General features: G+C 71.7%; 22 protein-coding genes, 1 pseudogene and 1 riboswitch. Of the genes and pseudogenes, 13 read left to right on the plus strand and 10 right to left on the minus strand.

Annotated elements, in window-relative coordinates; all coding sequences use genetic code 11:
• Positions 1–59: 59 nt before the first annotated feature.
• Positions 60–1001 carry a hypothetical protein gene (locus tag ABTY62_RS18190; protein ID WP_352130421.1) on the minus strand — a complete coding sequence of 314 codons (942 nt, stop codon included), beginning with the start codon at positions 999–1001 and terminating at the stop codon, positions 60–62.
• Positions 1002–1400: 399 nt separating this feature from the next.
• Between ABTY62_RS18190 and purN the strand changes: the two genes are divergently transcribed.
• The 8 genes from purN to ABTY62_RS18230 all read left to right on the plus strand — a co-directional run bounded on the left by purN (position 1401) and on the right by ABTY62_RS18230 (position 10621).
• Entirely contained in the window at positions 1401–2051 is a 651-nt protein-coding gene (purN, locus tag ABTY62_RS18195) for a phosphoribosylglycinamide formyltransferase (RefSeq protein ID WP_352130422.1), read from the plus strand.
• A complete protein-coding gene (gene purH / locus ABTY62_RS18200) occupies positions 2048–3610 on the plus strand; it encodes a bifunctional phosphoribosylaminoimidazolecarboxamide formyltransferase/IMP cyclohydrolase (RefSeq protein ID WP_352130423.1) in 1563 nt (520 codons plus the stop codon). The genes purN and purH overlap by 4 nt, the downstream gene beginning before the upstream one ends.
• A gap of 166 nt (positions 3611–3776) precedes the next feature.
• Entirely contained in the window at positions 3777–4667 is an 891-nt protein-coding gene (locus ABTY62_RS18205; RefSeq protein WP_352130424.1) for a bifunctional methylenetetrahydrofolate dehydrogenase/methenyltetrahydrofolate cyclohydrolase, read from the plus strand.
• 103 nt (positions 4668–4770) lie between these two features.
• Positions 4771–5157, plus strand: coding sequence for a DUF3017 domain-containing protein (locus tag ABTY62_RS18210; protein ID WP_311724630.1), 387 nt, complete (start codon positions 4771–4773; stop codon positions 5155–5157).
• Between the two features lie 294 nt (positions 5158–5451).
• Entirely contained in the window at positions 5452–6678 is a 1227-nt protein-coding gene (locus ABTY62_RS18215) for a helix-turn-helix domain-containing protein (RefSeq protein ID WP_352130425.1), read from the plus strand.
• Positions 6679–6992: 314 nt separating this feature from the next.
• Positions 6993–7982 (plus strand): malate dehydrogenase, encoded by a 990-nt coding sequence (locus tag ABTY62_RS18220; protein WP_352130426.1) that lies wholly within the window; start codon positions 6993–6995, stop codon positions 7980–7982.
• A gap of 196 nt (positions 7983–8178) precedes the next feature.
• Positions 8179–8970, plus strand: a complete 792-nt coding sequence (locus ABTY62_RS18225) for a serine/threonine kinase C-terminal domain-containing protein (RefSeq protein WP_352130427.1) — start codon at positions 8179–8181, stop codon at positions 8968–8970.
• 148 nt (positions 8971–9118) lie between these two features.
• A complete protein-coding gene (locus ABTY62_RS18230; RefSeq protein ID WP_352130428.1) occupies positions 9119–10621 on the plus strand; it encodes an aldehyde dehydrogenase family protein in 1503 nt (500 codons plus the stop codon).
• A 56-nt stretch (positions 10622–10677) separates the two neighbouring features.
• Here the strand turns inward: ABTY62_RS18230 and ABTY62_RS18235 are convergent, their stop codons facing one another.
• Complete coding sequence (locus ABTY62_RS18235) at positions 10678–11589, minus strand: S1 family peptidase (protein WP_352130429.1); 912 nt, start codon at positions 11587–11589, stop codon at positions 10678–10680.
• Positions 11590–11916: 327 nt separating this feature from the next.
• Entirely contained in the window at positions 11917–12399 is a 483-nt protein-coding gene (locus ABTY62_RS18240) for a carboxymuconolactone decarboxylase family protein (RefSeq protein WP_352130430.1), read from the minus strand.
• A gap of 47 nt (positions 12400–12446) precedes the next feature.
• On the opposite strand from ABTY62_RS18240, the gene pdxR reads away from it, so the two are divergent.
• Entirely contained in the window at positions 12447–13940 is a 1494-nt protein-coding gene (gene pdxR, locus ABTY62_RS18245; protein ID WP_352130431.1) for a MocR-like pyridoxine biosynthesis transcription factor PdxR, read from the plus strand.
• 65 nt (positions 13941–14005) lie between these two features.
• Here pdxR and rocD read toward each other — a convergent pair whose 3' ends face one another.
• Entirely contained in the window at positions 14006–15232 is a 1227-nt protein-coding gene (gene rocD, locus ABTY62_RS18250) for an ornithine--oxo-acid transaminase (RefSeq protein ID WP_352130531.1), read from the minus strand.
• A gap of 192 nt (positions 15233–15424) precedes the next feature.
• Here rocD and ABTY62_RS18255 point away from each other — a divergent pair, with 192 nt between their 5' ends.
• Positions 15425–16402: an SLAC1 family transporter gene (locus ABTY62_RS18255; protein WP_352130432.1), complete on the plus strand. Its 978-nt coding sequence runs from the start codon at positions 15425–15427 to the stop codon at positions 16400–16402.
• 18 nt (positions 16403–16420) lie between these two features.
• Here ABTY62_RS18255 and ABTY62_RS18260 read toward each other — a convergent pair whose 3' ends face one another.
• On the minus strand, positions 16421–16849 hold the full coding sequence (locus tag ABTY62_RS18260) for a VOC family protein (protein ID WP_352130433.1): 429 nt from the start codon (positions 16847–16849) through the stop codon (positions 16421–16423).
• Between the two features lie 202 nt (positions 16850–17051).
• Between ABTY62_RS18260 and add the strand changes: the two genes are divergently transcribed.
• Together add and ABTY62_RS18270 are read left to right on the plus strand one after the other, a co-directional pair.
• Positions 17052–17999, plus strand: a complete 948-nt coding sequence (gene add, locus ABTY62_RS18265) for an adenosine deaminase (RefSeq protein WP_352130434.1) — start codon at positions 17052–17054, stop codon at positions 17997–17999.
• Positions 17996–18478, plus strand: a complete 483-nt coding sequence (locus ABTY62_RS18270; protein WP_352130435.1) for a GNAT family N-acetyltransferase — start codon at positions 17996–17998, stop codon at positions 18476–18478. Before add ends, ABTY62_RS18270 begins: the two co-directional genes overlap by 4 nt.
• Here ABTY62_RS18270 and ABTY62_RS18275 read toward each other — a convergent pair.
• The 4 genes from ABTY62_RS18275 to ABTY62_RS18290 all read right to left on the minus strand — a co-directional run bounded on the left by ABTY62_RS18275 (position 18475) and on the right by ABTY62_RS18290 (position 20651).
• Positions 18475–18678 carry a hypothetical protein gene (locus tag ABTY62_RS18275; RefSeq protein ID WP_352130436.1) on the minus strand — a complete coding sequence of 68 codons (204 nt, stop codon included), beginning with the start codon at positions 18676–18678 and terminating at the stop codon, positions 18475–18477. The genes ABTY62_RS18270 and ABTY62_RS18275 overlap by 4 nt on opposite strands.
• Entirely contained in the window at positions 18675–18863 is a 189-nt protein-coding gene (locus tag ABTY62_RS18280; RefSeq protein ID WP_352130437.1) for a hypothetical protein, read from the minus strand. The genes ABTY62_RS18275 and ABTY62_RS18280 overlap by 4 nt, the downstream gene beginning before the upstream one ends.
• Positions 18860–19195, minus strand: coding sequence for a hypothetical protein (locus ABTY62_RS18285; RefSeq protein ID WP_352130438.1), 336 nt, complete (start codon positions 19193–19195; stop codon positions 18860–18862). Before ABTY62_RS18285 ends, ABTY62_RS18280 begins: the two co-directional genes overlap by 4 nt.
• 238 nt (positions 19196–19433) lie before the next feature.
• Positions 19434–20651 (minus strand): helix-turn-helix domain-containing protein, encoded by a 1218-nt coding sequence (locus ABTY62_RS18290; protein ID WP_352130532.1) that lies wholly within the window; start codon positions 20649–20651, stop codon positions 19434–19436.
• A gap of 142 nt (positions 20652–20793) precedes the next feature.
• A riboswitch (ZMP/ZTP riboswitch) is annotated at positions 20794–20884 on the plus strand.
• A 41-nt stretch (positions 20885–20925) separates the two neighbouring features.
• Here ABTY62_RS18290 and glyA point away from each other — a divergent pair.
• Positions 20926–22224, plus strand: coding sequence for a serine hydroxymethyltransferase (gene glyA / locus ABTY62_RS18295; RefSeq protein WP_352130439.1), 1299 nt, complete (start codon positions 20926–20928; stop codon positions 22222–22224).
• A gap of 377 nt (positions 22225–22601) precedes the next feature.
• Here glyA and ABTY62_RS18300 read toward each other — a convergent pair.
• Positions 22602–23120, minus strand: a pseudogene (locus tag ABTY62_RS18300) (RNA polymerase sigma factor); the annotation flags it as partial.
• Between the last annotated feature and the right edge of the window lie 40 nt (positions 23121–23160).

Genomic DNA, 23160 nt, shown 5'->3' on the forward strand with positions numbered 1-23160 from the left:
GGGCGGGGAGGGGAACAAAGCCCGCCGCAGGCGGCCGACGCGGCTGGGCGGGAGCCCGCTCAGTCCTCCGTGCTGAGCAGTGGACGGAGCTGCTTCGGCAGCAGGTCCTCGCAGGCGTGACGGGAGGTCTGGGTGAGGGAGTCGTCCACACACGAGTAGTAGTCGCTGTAGACGATCTGGACGGTGAAGGTCGCCGCCACGATGGCCAGCGCCAGACCGCCCGTGACCAGCCCGCTGATCGCCGCCGTGGACTGCGGCTTCGAGGGGCCGGTGCCCGGCGCCGGGAGGTGGGCCGGGGTGGTGCCCGGGGCGGGCGGCGGTGCGTTCAGCGGGGCGGCCGAGGGGGGCGTCGCCGGCGCGGGCCGGCGCGGCTTGGCGCGCAGGGCGCTGATGCCCCAGTAGAGGGCCAGCGCGCCGAGCAGCAGCGCGATCTGCGGCAGGCTGAACAGCGCGAAGAAGAAGCCCCACATGCCCGCGAGCAGGGCGTAGCGGGCGCGCCGCTGGGCGGGGTCGGTCGGGTCCCAGCGCGGGCCGCCCGAGCCGCCCTGGCCGCCGTTACCGGACGGCCGCCCAGAGCCCGAGCCGAAGCCGCCGTTCTGGCGGCCGGGCTGGCGGCTGCTCCACTGGCTGCCCCAGGCCGGGGGCTGCTGCGGCGAGCCGTCCTGGCCGTCCTGGCCACCCGCCGCGCCGTCCTGGCCGCCCGGTGCGCCGGGGGCGCTGGGCCACGGAGGGGCACCGGCCCCGCCAGGCCCGCCAGGCCCGCCAGGCCCGCCGGGCTCACCGCTGTCGTTGCCGTTGTTGCTGCCGCCCTCACCGCCGCCCGTCGCGGCGTCGGGCCGGGCCCTGGGCTGCCAGGGCTGGTCCGGCCGTCCCTCCGGCGGCGGCGCGAAGGGGTTGTGCTCCTCGCGCCCGGCGGGCGAGCCCTCGGGCGAGGCGGAGGAGGACGGGGACTGCTGCTCCCGGAGCAGCGGCGTCGTGCGCGACGTGCGGGCGTGCCTCATCGCGGCCCCCCGGTACGGGCAGGGGTCGGCGTGAGGCAGTGAGCCGCGCGGTGGCGTCGGTCCGGCATGTGGAGGTGTCTTCCCCTTGTGTCGTCGTGTTGCACGCAAGGCTTCCGTACGGCCTGCGCCGTACGGCTCCCCTGCGCGGGCGCGACGGTGGTTCCCACGGCGTCAGTCGGATTCGCAGTCCAGACGCTACCTCCCGCGCCCGCCCCCGTCCCCCGGGGGCCGTTTGATGTGCCGGTATCGTTGCTGACGGTCGGCGGCTTCGTAGAGTTCCCCGGAATTCAGGACTCCGCGACCTTGTACGACCACACAAACGCTGTCGCACCACCACAGAGAAGCACCCGCCCAGCCTTCGCACCACCCCCCGCATCGCCCGCGAGAAAGATCCCCGCCGTGGCCTCCCCGCCTCCCCTCGCCGCCCGCCCCGAGCGCCCCGCCCGCCTCGTCGTCCTCGTCTCCGGTTCCGGTACGAACCTTCAGGCCCTGCTCGACGTGATCGCCGCCGAGGGAGCCGCCGGCTTCGGCGCCGAGGTCGTGGCCGTCGGCGCCGACCGCTCCGGCATCGCGGGCCTGGAGCGCGCCGAGCGCGCGGGGATCCCCACCTTCGTCTGCCGGGTGAAGGACCACGCCACCCGCGCCGAGTGGGACCGCGCGCTGGCCGAGGCCACCGCCGCGTACGAGCCGGACCTCGTGGTCTCGGCGGGGTTCATGAAGATCCTGGGGCGGGAGTTCCTCGCCCGCTTCGGCGGCCGGTGCGTCAACACCCACCCCGCGCTGCTGCCCAGCTTTCCCGGTGCCCACGGCGTGCGCGACGCGCTCGCGTACGGCGTGAAGGTGACCGGCTGCACCGTCCATCTCGTCGACGACGGCGTCGACACCGGCCCGATCATCGCCCAGGGCGTGGTCGAGGTCCGGGACGAGGACGACGAGTCCGCTCTGCATGAGCGGATCAAGGAAGTCGAGCGCTCGCTGCTCGTCGAGGTCGTGGGGCGTCTGGCCCGCAACGGCTACCGCATTGAGGGACGAAAGGTAATGATCCCGTGACCGCCGAAGGTACGAAGCGGCCCATCCGCCGCGCGCTGGTCAGCGTCTACGACAAGACGGGGCTCGAGGAGCTGGCCCAGGGGCTGCACGCGGCCGGGGTCCAGCTCGTCTCGACCGGCTCGACGGCGGCGAAGATCGCCGCCGCGGGCGTCCCGGTCACCAAGGTGGAGGAGCTGACCGGCTTCCCCGAGTGTCTCGACGGCCGCGTCAAGACGCTGCACCCGCGCGTCCACGCGGGCATCCTCGCCGACCAGCGGCTCGACTCGCACCGTGAGCAGCTCGCCGAGCTGGGCGTCGAGCCCTTCGAGCTGGTCGTGGTCAACCTCTACCCGTTCCGGGAGACCGTCGCCTCGGGCGCCTCGCCCGACGAGTGCGTGGAGCAGATCGACATCGGCGGCCCCTCGATGGTCCGCGCCGCCGCCAAGAACCACCCGTCCGTGGCCGTGGTCGTGAACCCCGGGCGCTACGCGGATGTGCTGAAGGCCGCCGCCGAGGGCGGCTTCGACCTGGAGCAGCGCAAGCGGCTGGCGAGCGAGGCGTTCCAGCACACCGCCGCGTACGACGTGGCGGTCGCCAACTGGTTCGCGGAAGGCTACGCGGCCGACGAGGGCCCCTGGCCGGACTTCATCGGCGTCACCTACGAGCGCAAGCAGGTGCTGCGCTACGGCGAGAACCCGCACCAGCCCGCCGCGCTCTACACCAACGGCTCCGGCAAGGGCCTCGCGTACGCCGAGCAGCTGCACGGCAAGGAGATGTCCTTCAACAACTACACCGACACCGAGGCCGCGCGGCGTGCGGCGTACGATCACGACGCGCCCTGCGTCGCGATCATCAAGCACGCCAACCCCTGCGGCATCGCGGTCGGCGCGGACGTCGCCGAGGCCCACCGCAAGGCGCACGCCTGCGACCCGCTCTCGGCGTTCGGCGGCGTGATCGCCGTCAACCGTCCGGTGACGGTCGCCATGGCCGAGCAGGTCGCCGAGATCTTCACCGAGGTCATCGTCGCCCCCGAGTACGAGGACGGCGCCGTCGAGGTGCTGGCCCGCAAGAAGAACATCCGCGTGCTGCGCTGCCCCGACGCCCCGGCGGCGGGCGGCGAGTACCGGTCGGTTGAGGGCGGCGACCTGGTGCAGGCCAAGGACCGGCTCCAGGCCGAGGGCGACGACCCGGCCAACTGGACCCTGGCGACCGGCGACGCGCTGGACGCCGACGGCCTGGCCGAGCTGGCCTTCGCCTGGCGCGCCTGCCGGGCCGTGAAGTCCAACGCGATCCTGCTCTCGAAGGACGGCGCGACGGTCGGCGTCGGCATGGGCCAGGTCAACCGCGTCGACTCGGCGCGGCTGGCCGTGCAGCGGGCGGGCGAGGAGCGGGCGAGCGGCTCGTACGCCGCCTCCGACGCCTTCTTCCCCTTCCCGGACGGCTTCGAGGTGCTGGCCGAGGCCGGGGTCAAGGCCGTGGTGCAGCCGGGCGGCTCGGTCCGCGACGAGCTGACCGTCGAGGCGGCCCAGAAGGCGGGTGTGACCATGTACTTCACGGGCACGCGCCACTTCTTCCACTGAGTGGTACCGACCGAGGGCCGCACCCCCGACGCGCGGGGTGCGGCCCTCGGGCCGTGGGCGACATACGTCACACGACGCACGACATACATGGCCCGGATCCCGCCGGACCCCGAGTGGGGCGGGCCCTGATTGGAACAGACGTCCCCGCATCCGGGAGGATGAAGCCATGACCGCGCAGATTCTCGATGGCAAGGCAACCGCAGCCGCGATCAAGTCCGACCTCGTCAGCCGCGTGGAGGCGCTCAAGGCCAAGGGCGTCCATCCCGGCCTCGGGACCGTGCTGGTCGGCGAGGACCCGGGCAGCAAGTGGTACGTCGCGGGCAAGCACCGCGACTGCGCCGAGGTCGGCATCGCCTCCATCCGGCGCGACCTGCCCGAGACCGCCACCCAGGAGGAGATCGAGGCGGCCGTACGGGAGCTGAACGAGGACCCGGAGTGCACGGGCTACATCGTCCAGCTGCCGCTCCCCAAGGGCATCGACGCCAACCGCGTGCTGGAGCTGATCGACCCGGCCAAGGACGCGGACGGGCTGCACCCGACGAACCTCGGCCGGCTGGTGCTGAACGAGACCGGCCCCCTGCCGTGCACCCCGTACGGCATCATCCAGCTGCTGCGCCACCACGGCGTGGAGATCAACGGCGCCCATGTGGTGGTCGTCGGCCGCGGCATCACCGTCGGCCGGTCGATCGGGCTGCTGCTCACCCGGCGCTCGGAGAACGCCACGGTCACGCTGTGCCACACCGGCACCCGCGACCTGTCCGGGCTGCTGCGGCAGGCCGACATCATCGTGGCGGCGGCCGGGGTGCGGCACCTGATCAAGGCGGAGGACGTCAAGCCGGGGGCGGCGGTGCTCGACGTCGGCGTCAGCCGGGACGAGCACGGCAAGATCGCCGGCGATGTGCACCCCGACGTGAGCGAGGTCGCGGGCTGGATCTCCCCGAACCCGGGCGGCGTCGGTCCGATGACCCGCGCTCAGCTGCTGGTCAACGTGGTGGAGGCCGCGGAGCGCGACGCCAAGGCCAACGACGGCGACACCGGTGCCGGGCATGCCGGCTGAGGCCGACGAGCCGACCGCGGACTCGACCGCCGAGCCGACGGCCGAGCCGACCGTCGAGCGGACGGCCGAGCGGACGGCCGAGTCGGCCGGACCGCGCACCGCCATGAGGTCGCGTCGCTTTCCGCTGATCACGCGGGACACCGCGCGCCCGGAGGGCGGCGGCCGCGCCGCGCCCGGCGGCGCTCCGGCGCCCGCCCGTCAGTGGCCGCTGCTGGCGGTGATGGGCGGCGTCGGCGTGGGGCTGCTGCTGGTGTCCCTGGACGCGTTCCGCGCGGGCACGGTCCTGGTGGGGCTGTCCCTGCTGGCGGGCGCGCTGCTGCGGTGGGCGCTGCCGGAGGTCGGGATGCTGGCGGTGCGCTCCCGGTTCACCGACATGCTGACGTACGGGGTGCTGGGCTCGGCGATCGTGCTGCTGTCGCTGATGGTCCAGCCCGACCCCTGGGTGGAGATCCCGTTCCTGGAGGACGTGGTGCATTTCACCGTCCGATAAACCCCGTCTCTCGAACGTTCGCCGCGACGGCCCGTCCTCTCCCCCGAAGAAGGACGGGCCGTCTGGCATAAGGGTTCTGTTAAAAGCCCTGCTGGATCAATGGACGTCGAGGGCCTGTGGCGCGGAAGTGACCATTCCGGTACGACGTCCCGGGTGCGCAACAGCTGTGTAGGGGCGCATGGGAGAGCGCATCGGAGTCCGGAATGCTCCGGTGCGCCCCTGCTGGGGGAACTGTCATTCTTGGGCAGGGCAGGGGAAGTTCACGGGTACATGCGGGGGGACAGGGGGAGGCAAATGCCTCGTTGGAGGGAGCTGCCGGAGGAGCTCGATCCGCAGGTTCGGGAGTTCGCCGGGCAACTGCGCCGGCTCGTCGAGCAGAGCGAGCTGAGCCTGGTCGCGGTCGCCGACCGCACCGGTTACAGCAAGACGTCATGGGAGCGCTATCTGAACGGCCGTCTGCTGCCGCCGCAGGGCGCGGTGGTGGCGCTGGCCGAGGCGACCGGCACGGACGTCGAGCATCTGAGCACCCTGTGGGAGCTGGCGGAGCGCGCGTGGAGCCGCTCCGAGCTGCGGCACGACGTCACGATGGAGTCGATCAGGGTCGCGCAGGCGCGGGCCGCGCTGGGAGAGCCGAGGGCCGCGACGCCCCGTGTCGAGCCGCCGCGCGCGGAGTTACCCCACGCCGAGTTGCCGCGTACCGAACCACTCCGCGCAGACCTAGTCCACGCAGACCCACTCCGCGCCGAGCCGCCCCGTACCGAGCTGGAGCCACCGCGTACCGAGCCTCCCCGCACCGAGCCGCCCCGCGCCGAGACCTCCCGCTCCGAGGCGGTGCTCAGGGCCGTCGCCGCCCGGGCCGTGGCGGACCCCCCGCTCGTCTCCGCCACGCCGACCGTGCTCCCCGCGCCGCCCGACCGGCCGGGATCGCCGCGTGCGGGCGCCCCCGACGGCGCCGGGCCGTCGTCACGGCCGCCGTCGCCGGACCGGCGGCGCCGCCGCGCCCCGCTGTTCGGCGCCGCGGCGGTCGGGGTGGCGCTGGTGACCGCGGGCGCGGTGCTCCTGGTCAATCCGGGGGGCCACGCGGACGAGCGGCTGAAGGACCCGGCGCCCGGCCGGACCACGACCACCGGCCCCGGGCTGCCCAGCGGGGTGAAGTGCGCGGGCCAGGAGTGCACCGGCCGGGACCCCGAGGCGATGGGGTGCGGCGGCACGTACGCCAGGACGACCGCGAGCGTGACGGTGGGCAGCGCGTATGTCGAGGTGCGCTACAGCAAGGTGTGCGGCGCGGCATGGGCCCGGATCACCAAGGGCCGTCCCGGCGATCGCTTACAGGTGACCGCCGCCGTCCAGGGCGGCGTCCCGGCGAGCGCCGAGAACGGCAAGGTCAACGCGGACGGCGACGCCTACACCCCGATGATCTCGGTCGGCTCCTCCACCGGCGCCAAGGGCTGCGCCACGCTCACCACGGGACAGCGCGGCTGCACCGCGGCGGCCACCACGGGGCGCACCGGCGCACCGTAGCGCGCCCCTCGTTCGAGGGAGTCTCCGAGGAATATCGGCATCGGTGGGAATGCCCGCGCCGAATCAGGGCAGGCGCACGCCTACCCCCCACGGGTGCGGCATGGCGCCGGGGCGGCCGTCTGCTCACTCCCCCCTTGCCGGCAGGCGGCCGCCGAATGCCGGGCCGGGGCCCGCGCGGCCCCGGCCCGGCCTTGCCGGTCGGCGGTGAGCAGTTACACAGTGGCCCCCGGGGTTCCGCGCGCCCCCGTCGGATAGCCTGACGCGGGTATCTCGACACCAAGAGATCGACAGAAAACACAGCGCAGGAGACCGCCATGACCCGCACTCCCGTCAATGTCACCGTCACCGGCGCGGCCGGCCAGATCGGCTACGCGCTGCTCTTCCGCATCGCCTCCGGCCAGCTCCTCGGCGCGGATGTGCCGGTCAAGCTGAACCTCCTGGAGATTCCCCAGGGTCTGAAGGCCGCCGAGGGCACCGCGATGGAGCTCGACGACTGCGCCTTCCCGCTGCTTCAGGGCATCGACATCACCGACGACCCGAACGTGGCCTTCAACGGCGCGAACGTGGCGCTGCTGGTCGGCGCCCGCCCGCGGACGAAGGGCATGGAGCGCGGCGACCTGCTGGAGGCCAACGGCGGCATCTTCAAGCCGCAGGGCAAGGCCATCAACGACCACGCGGCGGACGACATCAAGGTCCTGGTCGTGGGCAACCCGGCGAACACCAACGCGCTCATCGCGCAGGCCGCCGCCCCGGACGTACCGGCCGAGCGCTTCACCGCGATGACCCGCCTGGACCACAACCGCGCCCTGTCGCAGCTCTCGAAGAAGACCGGCGTCCCGGTCTCGGAGATCTCCAAGCTCACGATCTGGGGCAACCACTCCGCCACCCAGTACCCGGACGTCTTCCACGCCGAGGTCGCGGGCAAGAACGCCGCGGAGGTCCTGAACGACGAGCAGTGGCTGGCCGACACGTTCATCCCGACCGTCGCCAAGCGCGGTGCCGCGATCATCGAGGCGCGCGGCGCCTCGTCGGCCGCCTCCGCCGCCAACGCCGCCATCGACCACGTGTACACCTGGGTCAACGGCACCACGGCCGGGGACTGGACCTCCGCCGGTGTGGTCTCCGACGGCTCGTACGGCGTGGCGGAGGGGCTCATCTCGTCCTTCCCGGTCACTGCCAAGGACGGCAAGTTCGAGATCGTCCAGGGCCTGGACATCAACGACTTCTCGCGCGCCCGCATCGACGCGTCGGTGAAGGAGCTGGAGGAGGAGCGCGACGCCGTGCGCGGCCTCGGCCTGATCTGACGGCTGTACGGCTGTAGGGCTGTACGGCCGTGCGGGGTACGTAGCCGTATCCGCGTTCGTATCCGAAGGGCCACCTTCCGGTATTCACTCCGGAGGGTGGCCCTTTCGCCATTCTCTATGACTGTGGCGGGGATTCCCCTATTTTGGGAGGGGTTGCCGGTGAGGGTTGACGCCGGCCTCGGGGGCGGGGGAGCGCATGGCCGGCGATACGGGCACGGGATACGACGAGCGCGACGCCAGGCGGGGCCTGCGGGTGGCCGCCGTGGCGGTGGTGTTGTGCGGCGCGGTCGCGTTCGCCGGATGGGTGGCGTTCGGGAGCGACGGCAAGGCCGGGCAGCGGGCGGGGCTCTTTCCCGGGGTGAGCGACGGCCCGGCGCCCGGGCCGTCGGGCGGGGACGGTACACCGCCCTCCGACACCTTCCCGGCTCCCGGACCGGAGTCCGGCACCCCGTCGGCCTCCCCATCGACCTCCCCCACGGCGTCTCCCTCGGCGGGCCCGTACGAGTCCCCGTCACAGACCCCTTCGGACCCGCCCTCCGCGCCGCCGGGCGAGCCGCCCGAGGGCTTCCGTACGGAGGACGACCCGGCGGGCTTCACCCTCGCCGTCCCGGACGGATGGCGGCGCACCGTCGAGGGCCCCAGCGTCTTCTACACCTCGTCCGACCAGGCCACCAGGCTTCAGATCTTCGAGTTGCACGGCCCGGAGAGCACTCCGTACGAGTCCGCGCGGGAAGCGGAGCGAATCGCCTCGCGCCAGCGCGGCTATGAGCGGATCACCCTGGAGCGCGCGGGCCAGGGCGCGATGGACGCGGCGGAGCTGGAGTACACGTACGACAGCCAGGAGTACGGCGGCCTCCGGCGCATCCTCGACCACCGCTTCGCCGCGCCCGACGGCACGATGTACGCCGTGCTGGTCATCGGCCCGGCCGGCGATCGCGCCGGGCAGGAGGAGATCCAGCGGACCGCCGTCGACTCCTTCCAGAATTGACCCGGCCCGTCCGCGAGTCTCGTGATCGGGTGAGTCCGGCCACTTCTGAACGAGAATCAGGCATGGGCCCGGTCCGTTCGGGGAGGGGCTCGGCGTCGTCGGCGAGGCCGGCGGCGCGAATCCCGCGGCATCGGAAGGCGGAGCGGACGTGTCGGCAGCCGAGACCATTCTTGTGGACGGGGTGTGGCGCGCCGCCGCATCCGGCGCGCAGCGGGAGGTCCTCGACCCCGCGGACGCCAAGACCCTCGCGGTCGTGTCCGAGGGCGGCTCCGACGACGCCGACGCGGCCGTCGCCGCCGCCCGCCGCGCCTTCGACACGGGCCCCTGGCCGCATACGCCGGTGGCCGAGCGGGCGGCGCTGCTGCTCCGCGCCGCCGATCTGCTCCAGCGCGACCGTGAGAAGATCGCGCTGTCCGAGAGCCGCGACACCGGCAAGACGCTCCAGGAGGGGCGGGTCGACGTCGACGACGTCACCAACGCCTTTCGCTACTTCGCCCGGTTGGCCGCCTCCGAGCCGGCCGGGCGCGTGGTTGACGCGGGCACGCACGATGTGCACAGCGTGGTCGTGCACGAGCCGGTGGGCGTCTGCGCGCTGCTCGCCCCGTGGAACTATCCGCTGCTCCAGGCCGGCTGGAAGGTCGCCCCGGCGCTCGTCGCGGGCAACACGTTCGTCGTCAAGCCCAGCGAACTGACCCCGCTGTCGACGGTGCATCTGATGAAGCTCCTGGCCGAGGCCGGGCTGTCGGCCGGGGTCGGCAATCTGGTGACCGGCGCGGGCGACCCCGTCGGCGCCCGCCTGGCCGAGCACCCCGATGTGGATCTGGTGTCCTTCACCGGCAGTCTGGCCGGCGGTACGAAGGTGATGCGGGCGGCCGCGCCGGGCGTGAAGAAGGTCGTGCTCGAACTCGGCGGCAAGAACCCCAATGTCGTCTTCGCCGACGCCTGCGACACCGCCGAGGGCTTTGACACCGCGGTCGACCAGGCCCTCAACGCCGCCTTCATCCACAGCGGCCAGGTCTGCTCGGCCGGGGCCCGGCTGATCATCGAGGAGCCGGTGCGCGAGCGGTTCGTCGCCGAACTCGCCCGCCGGGCCCGGAAGATCAGGCTGGGGCGCGGCACCGAGCCGGGCGTCGAGTGCGGACCGCTCGTATCGGCCGCGCAGTTGGACAAGGCCGAGGCATATGTGGCCGCCGCGCTGGAGGAGGGCGCGCTGCTGCGCTGCGGCGGCGAGCAGCCCGAGCCGTCCGAGTCCCGCCCCGCGACCGGGTACTTCTATCTGCCGACGATCCTCGACCAGTGCCACCGCGAGATGCGGGTGGTGCGGGAGGAGACCTTCGGCCCGATCCTGACCGTCGAGTCCTTCCGGACCGAGGACGAGGCCGTCGCGCTCGCCAACGACACGGAGTACGGGCTCGCGGGCGCCGTCTGGTCCCGGGACACCGCGCGGGCGCGCCGCGTCGCGGGGCGGCTGCGGCACGGCACCGTGTGGATCAACGACTACCACCCGTACCTCCCGCAGGCCGAGTGGGGCGGGTTCGGCAAGTCCGGCGTCGGGCGCGAGCTGGGACCCTCGGGGCTGGCCGCATACCGCGAGACCAAGCACGTCTACGAGAACCTGCGCCCGGCCCCCGTCCGCTGGTTCGCCGGCTGACCCGTACGCCCGCACGCCGACGTGAGTGTCGGCGTGCGGGCGTACGGGGTCGTTGGTCAGCCGATGACGCTGGTCAGCCAGGAGCGGTGGTAGTGGAGGTCGGTGTAGATGTCCGGGGTCGAACCGCAGACCTCGCCGATGCCACGGCTGTCCACGCCGACGATCTGCCAGCGGCCGTTGACCTTCCTCAGCAGCGGCGAGCCGGAGTCACCGTTGCACGGGCCGTAGGTGTCCTGCGGGTTGTCCGTGCACACATCGCCCTCGCGGATGCCCCACGCGTCGTCCCCCGCGGCGTCCACCCGGCACTCTTCCGCGGCCGGGTTGAGCACCGTGGTGTCGAGCTCCTGGAGCTTCACCGGGAGCTTGCTCACGTCGCCGACGTCGGCCGTCGAGGTGTAGCCCCAGCCGAGCTGGCGAACCGCGGTGCCCTCCTTGGTCGATGTGGGCGCCAGGGCGACCGGCTTGTTGGTCACCGCGGTGTCGAGCTGGAGGAGCGCCACGTCGTAGCCCTCGGAGCGGTCGTCGAGCCACTTGTACCCGGGGTCGACCTCGATCTTCTTGATCTTCGCGACGGTGCCGCCGGTGGTCCGGTCGTTGGAGCCCACCCGGACGTGGAACAGCGCCGGGTCCATGACCGTGTACGGGTCCGAGCCGGTGCCCGGCTCGGTGACGCAGTGGGCCGCGGTCACCACCCAGTCCTTGCGGATCAGCGCTCCGGTGCAACGGTGACCGTCCGGATCACCGTTCCTTTCCTTCTGCAAGGAAACGATGAATGAGTAGTTTTCGGTGGCGTCATGGCCGCCGATAATCCTGGGGGTCGGAGTCGAGGGATTTTCGTCGGCCTGCGCCGCCCCGGCGCCCGCCAGCGCGCCCACGGAAAGCGCCGCGGCCAGCACCGCACGGGTCGCCAACCGGCGTCCCCCACCCAGGCGTTCGGCCGCTCCGCGCTCCCCTATGAGATTTGTCATTCTGTTGTTGCTCCCCGATTTCTGTACCGCTTTTCCAGGTTTTCCCGGAATTCGAGTGCACGATAACTCCGCCCCGCAGACGTGTCCAGCGGCTTTAAATGTCGCTGGGTTCCGGGGGAATCCCGTTGGCGTTATTGGTCGGCTTTGCGGTGAGAAATCGGGAGAGCCGTATTCCCTTGTCGGGATTATGGCCTTACGCCGGGCGCGGTTCCGCGGCGATCGCCGCGGCCGCGGCCGCGGCCGGGGACCGGCGGAACGGACCCGGGCCGAACGTGACGCGAGTCGCACCCGGCGCGCCGCATCCCGTCGGCCGCGCGAAGGTGCCGGTCATGCCCTGCCCGGCACCATGCGGGTGCTGACGCCAATGCGGTTCCAGGCGTTGATGGCGATGATCGCGGCGATGACCTGGGCGAGTTCGGCCTCCTCGAAGTGGGCCGCCGCCCGCTCGTACACCGCGTCCGGGACGAAGCCGTCGGTCAGCACGGTGACGGCCTCGGTCAGCGCGAGCGCCGCCCGCTCCTTCTCGGTGAAGAAGCCCGCCGCCTCCTCCCAGGCGCTGAGGAGGTGCAGGCGCTCCTCGGTCTCGCCCGCCTCGCGCGCGTCCCGGGTGTGCATGTTGACGCAGAACGCGCAGTGGTTGATCTGCGAGGCGCGGATCTTGATGAGGTCGACCAGGGCGGGGTCGAGGTCCTTGCGGGCCGCCGCGTCGAGGCCGACCATCGCCTTGTAGAACTCGGGGGCGAGCTTCGCCAGCCGCATGCGGGGGCCGTGCTCGTGGGTGCTCCGGGATGTCTTGTCGGTGGTCGTCATGACTGCCACGCTAGGACGCGAGTAGCCCAGGGGTATGGTCCATTTCCATGGAGGATTCATGGGCCATTTCCGGGCCGCCCCCGGCCGGGCCCGGCGCCGATCTTCATTTGGACCTGGGGTCTGACCTGCGGTCCGGCCTTCCGGGACACGGCACCACGGGGGTGCGCGCCGCGCTCATCCGCTCCCTGCGCGACGCCGTACGCGGCGGACGCCTCGCCCCCGGCACCCGGCTGCCCTCCTCCCGCTCGCTCGCCGCCGACCTCGGCATCGCCCGTAACACCGTCGCCGACGCCTACGGCGAGCTCGTCGCCGAAGGCTGGCTCACCGCCCGGCAGGGCTCGGGAACCCGCGTCGCCCAGCGCGTCGTACCGCCCGAGCCTCTGCCCCCGCGCACCCCGCCGGCCGCCGCGCCGCACCGCCACCCCGCCTACGACCTGCGGCCCGGCTCGCCCGATGTCTCGTCCTTCCCCCGCGGGGCCTGGCTCTCCGCCGCCCGGCGGGCCCTGGCCGCGGCGCCGAGCGACGCCTTCGCGTACGGCGGGCCGCGCGGGCGGCCCGAGCTGCGCCGCGCGCTCGCCGACTATGTGGCGCGCGCCCGGGGGGTGCGGGCCGACCCGGAGCGGATCGTGGTCTGCGCGGGCTTCAAACAGGGGCTGGCCGTGCTCAGCAGGGTGCTCCGGGCCGCGGGCGAGCGGGACGTGGCCGTCGAGTCGTACGGGCTGGACTTCCACTGGGACGTCATGCGGCGCGCCGGGCTGCGCACCGTGCCGCTGCCGGTCGACGACCGCGGCGCCCGCACCGACGAGCTGGCCGGGCTCGGCGGCGTACGGACCGTCATGCTCACCCCGGCGCATCAGTTCCCGACCGGGGTGTCCCTGCACCCCGACCGCCGCGCCGCCGTGGTCGACTGGGCCTCCCGCACCGGCGGGCTGGTGGTGGAGGACGACTACGACGGGGAGTTCCGCTACGACCGCAACCCGGTCGGGGCGCTCCAAGGGCTCGACCCCGAGCGCGTGCTCTACCTGGGCACGTCGAGCAAGAGCCTGGCCCCGGCGCTGCGGCTGGCCTGGATGGTGGTGCCGGCCCATCTGATGGACGGCGTGCTGGCGGTCAAGGAGGCGGGGGAGTGGCCGACGGCCGCGCTGGACCAGCTGACGCTCGCCGAGTTCCTCGACTCCGGGGCGTACGACCGCCATGTGCGCGGCATGCGGCTGCGCTACCGGCGCCGCCGCGACCAGCTGGTCGCGGCGCTCGCCGAGCGCGCGCCGGGGGTGCGGGTCAGGGGGATCGCGGCGGGGCTGCACGCGGTGCTCGACATCCCGCCGGGGACCGAGCGCTCCGTGGTGCAGGGCGCGGCCTGGCAGGGACTGGCGATGGACGGACTGGCCCGCTTCCGGCACGAGCCGGCCGCCGCCCGGCCCGGCGGGGAGCCGGGCGAACCGGCCGAACCGGCCGACGCGCTGGTGGTCGGCTACGGGACCCCGCCAGACCACGCGTTCGCGGGCGCGCTGGAGGCGCTGTGCCGGGCGCTCCCGGTGTGATGCCGGGGTGAGGGCCGCCGAGCGCTGCCCGACGGCCCTCCGCCGGCTCGATCAGGCGCGGGCGCTCACCCGGCCAGAACCGCCCGCAGCTGGTCCAGCCCCCAGTCCAGATCCTCCTTGCTGATCACCAGCGGGGGCGCGAGCCGGATCGTGGAGCCATGGGTGTCCTTGACCAGCACCCCCCGGTCCATGAGCTGCTCCGAGATCTGCCGCCCGGTGCCGAGCGCGGGGTCGATGTCCACCCCCGCCCACAGCCCCCGCCCGCGCACGGCCCGCACGCCGCCCCGGTACGCCGGGCTCTCCACCAGCAGCCCCAGCTCGCCGTGCAGATGCTCGCCGAGCTCCGCCGCCCGCTGCTGGTACTCGCCCGTCCGCAGTATGGCGATGACCTCCAGCGCGACCGCGCAGGCCAGGGGGTTGCCGCCGAAGGTCGAACCGTGTTCGCCCGGCCGGTACACCCCGAGCACCTCATGGGAGGACACCACCGCCGACACCGGCACCACACCGCCGCCGAGCGCCTTGCCCAGCACATAGACGTCCGGGACGACGCCCTCGTGCTCGCAGGCGAAGGTCCTGCCGGTGCGGCCCAGGCCGGACTGGATCTCGTCCGCCATGAACAGCACGTTCCGCGCGCGGGTCAGCTCCCGGACCCCGGCCAGATAGCCGGCCGGCGGCACCAGCACCCCCGCCTCGCCCTGGATGGGCTCCAGCAGCACGGCCACCGCGTCGTCACCGGCGGCGTCCAGGGCCGCCTCCATCGCGGCCAGATCGCCGTACGGCACGATCTCGAAGCCCGGCGTGTAGGGGCCGAAGTCGGCGCGGGCCTCGGGGTCGGTCGAGAAGCTGATGACGGTGGTCGTCCGGCCGTGGAAGTTGTTGTCCGCGACGATGATCTTCGCCCGGCCGTCCGGAACGCCCTTGACCCGGTAGCCCCACTTCCGGGCGGTCTTCACGGCCGTCTCCACCGCCTCCGCCCCCGTGTTCATGGGCAGCACCATCTCCATGCCGCACAGCTCGGCCAGCTCCGAGCAGAAGGTGGCGAAGCGGTCGTGATGGAACGCGCGGGAGGTGAGCGTGACCCGCTCCAGCTGGGCCTTCGCGGCCTCGATCAACCGGCGGTTGCCATGCCCGAAGTTGAGCGCCGAGTACCCGGCGAGCATGTCGAGGTACCGCCTCCCCTCGACATCGGTCATCCAGGCGCCCTCGGCGGACGCGACGACGACCGGAAGCGGATGGTAGTTGTGCGCGCTGTGGGCCTCGGCGGCGGCAATGGCGCGTTCCGTTGAGGTCAAAGTCATGCTCCGTTCGGTGTCGGGGCCGATCAGTGCTCTTTTCTATCGTCGCCCGGGCGGTTTGCGAAGAAACTTTACGGCGCGGGGGTCGGCTGGCGCGGGCTGCCGCACGGCAAAGTCGCGGAGGCGGCCTGCGGGCCGCACAGTGGGTAGCGGTGGGCTCATCGGCCGGATCTGAAAGGAGCCCTGGCGATGGCCGTACCGCGCGTCCCGCCCAACATTTTCAGCATGGCCTTCGGCCTGGCCGGTCTCGGCGGCAGTTGGGTGGCCGCTGGTCAGGCGGGGCATGTTCCGATGATCGTCGGAAGAGCCCTGATCGGACTGGCCGCTGCCGTGTGGCTGGTATCGGTGGGTTGGTATCTGGCCTACGCGTGCGGCGGCAGGGGGAGGCTCCGCGCCGATCTGGAAGACCCCGTGGCGAGTCCGTTCGCCTCCCTGGCGCTGATCACCCCGATGCTGCTGGCGAGCGAGGGGCTGGCGCCGTACAGCCCGACGGCGGGGAAGATCCTGGTGGACGTCTTTCTCGTGCTGACCGTGCTGTTCGGCGGGTGGCTCACCGGACAGTGGGTCTGCCGGGACATGGACCTGGACCGGATGCACCCCGGCTACTTCCTGCCCACGGTGGCCGGCGGCCTGGTTTCCTGCATCAGCGCCGCGAGGGTGGGACAGACCCGGCTGGCCGAGGTCATGTTCGGCTTGGGCGTGATCTGCTGGTTCATCCTCGGTTCGATGATTACGGGAAGGCTGTTCCACCGCCCTCGACTGCCCGAGCCGCTCCTGCCGACGATGACGATCGAGGTGGCCCCCGCCGCCATCGCCAGCGTCGCCTACTTCGCACTCGACCAGGGCCGGGTGGACTTCATCGCGGCCGGGCTGGCCGGATACGGACTGCTGATGGTCATCGTCCAGCTCCGGCTGATCCCCCTCTACGCGCGCCTGCGGTTCACGGTCAGCACGTGGGCGTTCACCTTCTCCTGGGCCGTGGTCGCCACCACCACGCTGCACTGGATCGATGCCGGCAAACCGGCGGGCCACGTCGTCTACACGTACCTCGTCCTCGCGGCCATCACCGTCCTCATCGGTGGCATCGCGGCCCGGACCGTCCTGGCCCTGGCCCGTGGCGAACTGCTTCCGCCCCCGTCGCCCGCCTCCGGCGCCCACAGCCCGTAGACAAGCTCGGCGTGCCCTTCAGTCGATACAGAACTCGTTGCCCTCGATGTCCAGCATCGGGATGCACGAATCATTGCCGTCATACAGCGTCTGCACGTGTACCGCGCCGAGCGGGACCAGCCGTGCGCATTCGGCCTCAAGTGCGGCGAGGCGCTCTTCCCCCACGAGTCCGGTGCCGACCCGCACATCAAGATGCACCCGGTTCTTCGCGGCCTTCCCTTCGGGGACGCGCTGGAAGTACAGTCGCGGGCCCACACCTGAGGGATCAATGCATGCGAACCATGAATCCCGCTGCTCAGGTGGTTGCGAGCCCTTGAAATCGTCCCAAGTGGCAAACCCCTCCGGCGGCGGCGGTACGACGTACCCCAACACCTCGCACCAGAAACGAGCGAGGCGCTCAGGTTCTGCGCAGTCGAAGGTGACTTGGAACTTCTTGATCGACGTCATCGGCCCACCATATTGGCGCGTGCCGTTCACCGAGATCCCGGGGTTTCGTCTCCGTGCTCCCTGTAGCCGGAGTGGCCAGCGGGCGAAGGCGCTGCGGAACCGCACAGCGCGGGCCGGCGTCTGCCAGGTCGCTCGGGGCGGCCGACACTTCACTCCTGGAAATCCAGAAGCCTCATTTTGTGGGAGTCGTTAGAGTCCCGCCGTGAGAGATCTCCGCCTACTGCCCAAGGCCCATCTGCACACGCACCTGGAAAGCACCGTCCGTCGCGCCACGATCCGCGAGCTGGGAGGCGAGCCGCCTGTCCAGGACCGGCCATTCACCAGTTTCGGGGAGTTCGCAGACCAGCGGGCCGGGGTGCGCGCGCTGCTCCGCGAGCATCGGCACTTCCGTCGTATCGCCGAGGAGTTCTGCCAGGACGAGGCGGGTCAGGGCGTCCGCTACGCGGAGGTCACCTTCACCGCGGCGGCCCACGGCGAGCGCCTCGGCGATCCGGAGATGCCGCTGGAAGCGGTGGTGGAGGGACTGGCCGCCGGCGCGGAGCGGTACGGCATCCAAACTCGGGTGATCCTGGACCACTCGCGCCGTCGCCCCGTCGAGCGGCTGTGGGAAAGCCTCAAGATGGCCACCCGGTACCCGCAGGTGATCGCCATCGGCCTCGCAGGAGACGAGTCCTACCCGGCGGCGCCCTTCGCCGAGGTGCTCCAGGCCGCCCGCGAGGCGGGGCTGCACCTGGTGCACCATGCCGGGGAGACGGCGGGCCCGGCCAGCGTCCGGGAGGCCTTGACGGCGGGGCACGCGGAGCGGATCGGCCACGGCATCCGCGTGTTGGAGGATCCGGACCTGGTGGCCGAGTTGCGGAGACGCCGTGTGCCGCTGGAGGTCTGCCCCTCCTCCAATGTCCTGCTCGGCCTGGTGCCGTCGCTGGCGGAGCACCCGCTGCCGCGCCTGATCGAGGCCGGTCTGACGGTCACCGTGAACACTGACGGGGAGACGTCGTTGGCGGCGGAGTACCAGCACGCCCGCGAGATCTTCGGGTACGGCGACGCCGAACTGGCGAACCTGGCCCGTGCCTCGGTCGAAGCCAGTTTCGCTCCCGCGGAGTTGAAAGCGCAGATCAGCACTGAGATCGATCAATGGATGAGCAAATGACGCGTGATGACGGCAGGACTCGGATCCGATGCGCGGAGGAGGCGGATGCGGCCGTGATCGCGAGCATCCATATGGCCTCGCGGTCGGCGACCATGCCCTATCTGCCCCCGCAGAAGCGCGATCACGAGCAGGTGACCCGATGGGTTCGGGACGTCCTGCTCAAGCAATGCCGCACCTGGGTGGCAGTGCGTGACGCGGAGATCACCGGCTATGCAGCCCTTGACGGTGACATGCTCGAAGACCTCTATCTGCGCCCGGACGTCCGTCGGCAGGGCATCGGCACGCTACTGCTCGATGAGGTAAGGCGGCACAGCCCCGACGGGGTGTCCCTCCACGTCTTTCAGCAGAACACCGAGGCCCGCGCGTTCTACGAGCGCCACGGGTTCACCGTCCTCGACACCAACGACGGTGATCGCAACATGGAGAACCTGCCCGATATGACGCTTCGCTGGACACCGAACAGGGGCGCAACGGTCTAGGTGGGCGGGGCCTGGTGGCAGTCGCAGTCGCAGCGCACGGTGAAGATCAGCGCGCCCCGGGACGCGGGCGGCATGGGCGCCGCCCTTACCTCGCCCGGTCCTTTGCAGAAGGCGTGGATCTCGTCGGGCGTGGTGTCGGGCTCGGCCGTGTACATGGCGCAGTACGGGGACAGGCGCCTGGCGTTGGCCGGGGCGGTCATGTCGTCGTCTGCCTCTCGCGCTGCAAGGTGACCAGCACGTCGTAGAGGTCGGCGTCGGGGTGCGGTCGTCGTCGGTTGCAGTCCGGGCACAGGTGGCGCAGGCAGCCGGGCCCGGAGGCTGATGCGCGCAGCACGGTGATCGGTTCGGGGGTGGGCTTGTCGCAGCGATAGCAGCATTCGGTCACCGGGACGCCTCCTCGCGTGGGCCGAGCGCCGCGCTGGTCGCGATCTTCAGCGCGGCGAGGAGAGCCGTCGGGTCGGTGAGGTACCGGCCGTGCCGGAGCGGTACGCGCCAGTGGACGCCGGGCCCGGTCGTGCGGTCTGTGGGAGGCACCTCGATGTAGGCCGTCGACCCCCACACCTCGACGGAGGGCAGCAGGCTTGTGTCCCAACTGGACGCGGCACAGGGCTGGATCAGCCAGTACAGCACCCCGTCGAAGGGGTTCTCGATGACCGAGCCCGTGGCTTCGCCGAGCGATTCCAAGGCTGGCTTGCCGAGGAAGCGTGGGACGCGCACGACGTCCCACGATTTGCCGGCGGGCTGCAGTTGCGCGCTACGGCCTCTGGGAGGTGTCCATGGTTCGGCTTCGGTCGTCATATGCGCCCCAGTTGTCATGCGTAGGCGGCGCCGGTCTGCCCTGACGAGGGTCGCGCGATCGAGGCCGCTGTTTCAGTGGGGCGTAACTTAAGGGCACCGCTCACGAACAGACAGTGACGAGCTGTCCTGGTTTCGCACTCGGGTAGGACGCGATGCCCTACCCGTCCAGGTGAAGACGGTCTGCGAGTTGCGTCACCGGGGAGGTACGGCGCCGCTCCCGGCTGCGCAGCTCGGCCACAAGCTGGCGTGCGGTGCCGTGGTACCTCATCCACTCGGGTGCGTCCTCCTCCGCTTTCAGCAGGGCACGGATGGCCGACGCATCCTGGCGGAGATCGGAGTACGCCAGGGCGCGATCCACATGAAATCGTGCCCGCCACGTCGGAGGAAGCGAGCCGACGCCCTGCACAGTGCGGGCCGTGGCTACCGCATCGGCGCTTTGCTCCATCTCAACCAGGAAATTCACCTTCGCCACACCCACGTTGGTCGGGCCGAACGGAGTGGCGTAGTCGAGGCGATCGGTCCCGATGCTTGCTGCGGCGCCCGTTGACAGCCTCAGCAGCTCCTTCACCCTGTCGTACTTGCCCTCGCCCTGACGCACGGTCGCAGTGGCCGCCCGCAGCAGCAGAATTCCCCACAGCGAGAGATCCACAGGCTGAGAGCGGAAGCCGGGGTTGATCTGGTCGGAATAGGTCAGTGCCACGCGCTCGGCATCTTCAAGGCGGCCTTGCTTCGTGAAGATCCACGCCAGGGTTGAGGCGCCAATGGATTCGAGGTGGGGGTCGTCGGAGCGTCTGGCCGCCTCCGTAGCGCGTTCCATGGCGGTGAACGCGGCGTCTTCCTTGCCCAGCGCTGTGAGCGTGGTCGCCGCTACTTGGTATGCCTCGGCCAGGACGGCATGGGCGGCTGCTTGGTCGCTGCTGTGATAGGCGCGGGCCGCAGCGCGAGCGTCTCGGATGAGCTGAGGCAGAAGCGAACCGATTTCGCCCATGCGTCCCTCGCGACGGATGACTTCCGTCGAGCGAAGCGAAGCGCGCAGCGCTCCCAGGGAGGGTGGGTCTTCCGTGTCGTGGTCCTCACCGAGCAGGTCGGACAGCGGTGAAACCGCCTGCCTCAGTGCGAGCACGGAGGGAGTGTCGCCATCAGAGCGCACTTCGAAGGTGGTCGGCTGACCGACCAGTGCGGACGTCTCGACATCCAGGGCGCGGGCGAGCTGGTTCAGTGTGGAAAGCCGAGCCGTCAATCGTCGGTTCTGCTCAAGCTTCCGCACAGTGTCCACTGACACGTTCGCGAGCTCGGCGAGCTGTTCTTGGGTCAGCCCCCGTCGCTCACGGAGCCGACCGATCCGATCGCCGATCGTCTCGTCCGCGTAGTGCATGGTCACCCCCACCAGGTGAATGGTTCATCCACGCTACGCCGCGGGGAGCGCCACGCACGAGTCTGTTCACCCCCCGGGCGTACGCGGGGCCCGTCGCTCCCGACGCCCGACTGGGGCGAAACCGGACCATGACTACAGTGGAACCGCACACCGTGACTGGCGAACGTGGAAGAGACCACGAGGAAGCGGTGCGCTCCAGCCACCACGAGGTGCCGCCCGCCTGGGCACCCCGGGACCACGACCGGACCAACCGACCGATCGCCCGGAGGACACCGTGAGCCTGCCGCATTCCCCTTCCACTCCCGCCCCCGCTCTCTCCCATCCCGCGCTGGCCGCCGCCGATCCGGAGCTTGCCGCGCTGGTCGGCGCGGAGGAGCGGCTCCAGGCGGAGACCCTGCGCCTGATCCCCAGCGAGAACTATGTCTCCAGCGCCGTGCTGGAGGCCTCCGGCACCGTGCTCCAGAACAAGTACAGCGAGGGCTACCCGGGCCGCCGCTACTACGAGGGTCAGCAGATCATCGACCAGGTCGAGACCCTCGCGGCGGACCGCGCCAAGGCCGTGTTCGGTGTCGAGCACGCCAACGTGCAGCCCTACTCCGGTTCGCCCGCCAACCTGGCCGTCTATCTGGCCTTCACCGAGCCCGGCGACACCGTCATGGGCATGTCGCTGCCCATGGGCGGCCACCTCACCCATGGCTGGGGCGTCTCTGCCACCGGTAGGTGGTTCCGCGGTGTCCAGTACGGGGTGCGGCAGGACACCGGCCTGATCGACTTCGACGAGGTGCGCGACCTGGCCCGCAAGGAGCGCCCCAAGGTGATCTTCTGCGGTGGGACGGCGGTGCCCCGCACCATCGACTTCGCCGCCTTCGCGGAGATCGCCCGCGAGGTGGACGCGGTGCTGGTCGCCGACATCGCGCACATCGCCGGGCTGATCGCGGGCGGCGCCCACCCTTCCCCGGTGCCGCACGCCGATGTCATCTCCACCACCACGCACAAGACGCTGCGCGGCCCGCGCGGCGCGATGCTGATGTCGCGCGAGGTGCATGCCAAGGCGATCGACAAGGCCGTCTTCCCCGGGCTTCAGGGCGGTCCGCACAACCAGACCACCGCGGGCATCGCCGTCTCTCTGCACGAGGCCGCCCAGCCCGCCTTCCGCGACTACGCCCACGCCGTCGTCGCCAACGCCAAGGCCCTCGCCGAAGCCCTGCTCGCGCGCGGCTTCGACCTGGTCTCCGGCGGCACCGACAACCACCTGATCCTCATGGACCTCACGCCCAAGGAGGTGCCGGGCAAGGTCGCGGCGAAGGCCCTCGACCAGGCCGGGATCGTGGTGAACTACAACACCGTCCCCTTCGACCCGCGCAAGCCGTTCGACCCCTCCGGCATCCGGATCGGCACCCCCTCCCTGACCTCGCGGGGCCTGCGCACCGAGCACATGGCCACCGTGGCCGAGTGGATCGACCGGGGCGTGGGCGCCGCCGGGACCGGCGACGAGGAGACGCTCACCAAGATCAGGGCCGAGGTCGCCGAGCTGATGGCGGCCTATCCCGCCCCCGGTCTGCCGACCGCCTGACGCCGGAGTCCTGCCCGGCCGTCAGGCCGGGCAGGTCCTGCCACCGCTCCTCCGCCCAGACCCGGACCCGTGTGTCCTGGTCCTGAGGCGCGTCCCGGTCCCGCCCGTCCCGGTCCGGTGCGGGCGCGGGACCGGCCGCCGACGCGCGCACTATCCGCGCCATCACCCGCTCGACCAATGTCTCGCCGTCCACCGGCGGCACGCCCGGCGGGGGAGACTCCAGCGCGCGCCCGAGCGCCCGCAACTCGTCGGGCAGTCGCCCGCCCGCGCCCGGGGGCGCAGCCGCTGTGGTTTGCACGGCCGTCCCCGAGGGAGTCTCCGAGGCCGGCTCCCTGGGCCGCTCCGTCACTTTCCCACCTTCCTTCCTCCTCCTTCTCCAGCAGCAGCTCCAGTCGCCTCAGCGCACGGCTGAGCCGGGACTTCACCGTGCCGCGCGGCCAGCCGAGCGCCTGCGCGGTCTCCGCCTCGTCCAGATCCAGCAGATAGCGGTAGGTGACCACCCGCCGCTGCTCCTCGCTGAGCTCGTCCAGCGCGGCAAGCAGCCTGGACCGCCGCTCGCCGGCCAGCGCCGCCACCGCCGGGTCCGCCGACTCCGGTATGGCCGGCTCGGCCCCGCCCAGGGCCGCCTCCCGGCCCACCGCCGTGTGCAGCCGCCGAGCCGAGCGGAGCGTGTTTCTCGTTTCGTTGGCCACGATCCGCAGCAGCCACGGCCGGAACGCCGCGCCCTCCCGGAATCCGCCCAGGGCGAGATATGCCTTCACAAAGGCGTCCTGCACCACATCCTCCGCATCGGCGCCCGCCCCGAGCAGCACCGCGGTGCGGTGCGCTATCGGCGTGTGGGCCCGCATCAGCTCCGCATACGCCTCGGTGTCCCCGGCCCGCACCCGCGCGATGATCTCCGCGTCGCCGCCTGCCTCGGCCGGCGCCGGCCCTGCC

This window comes from Streptomyces sp. NPDC097640 (assembly GCF_040302705.1).
GTDB lineage: Bacteria > Actinomycetota > Actinomycetes > Streptomycetales > Streptomycetaceae > Streptomyces.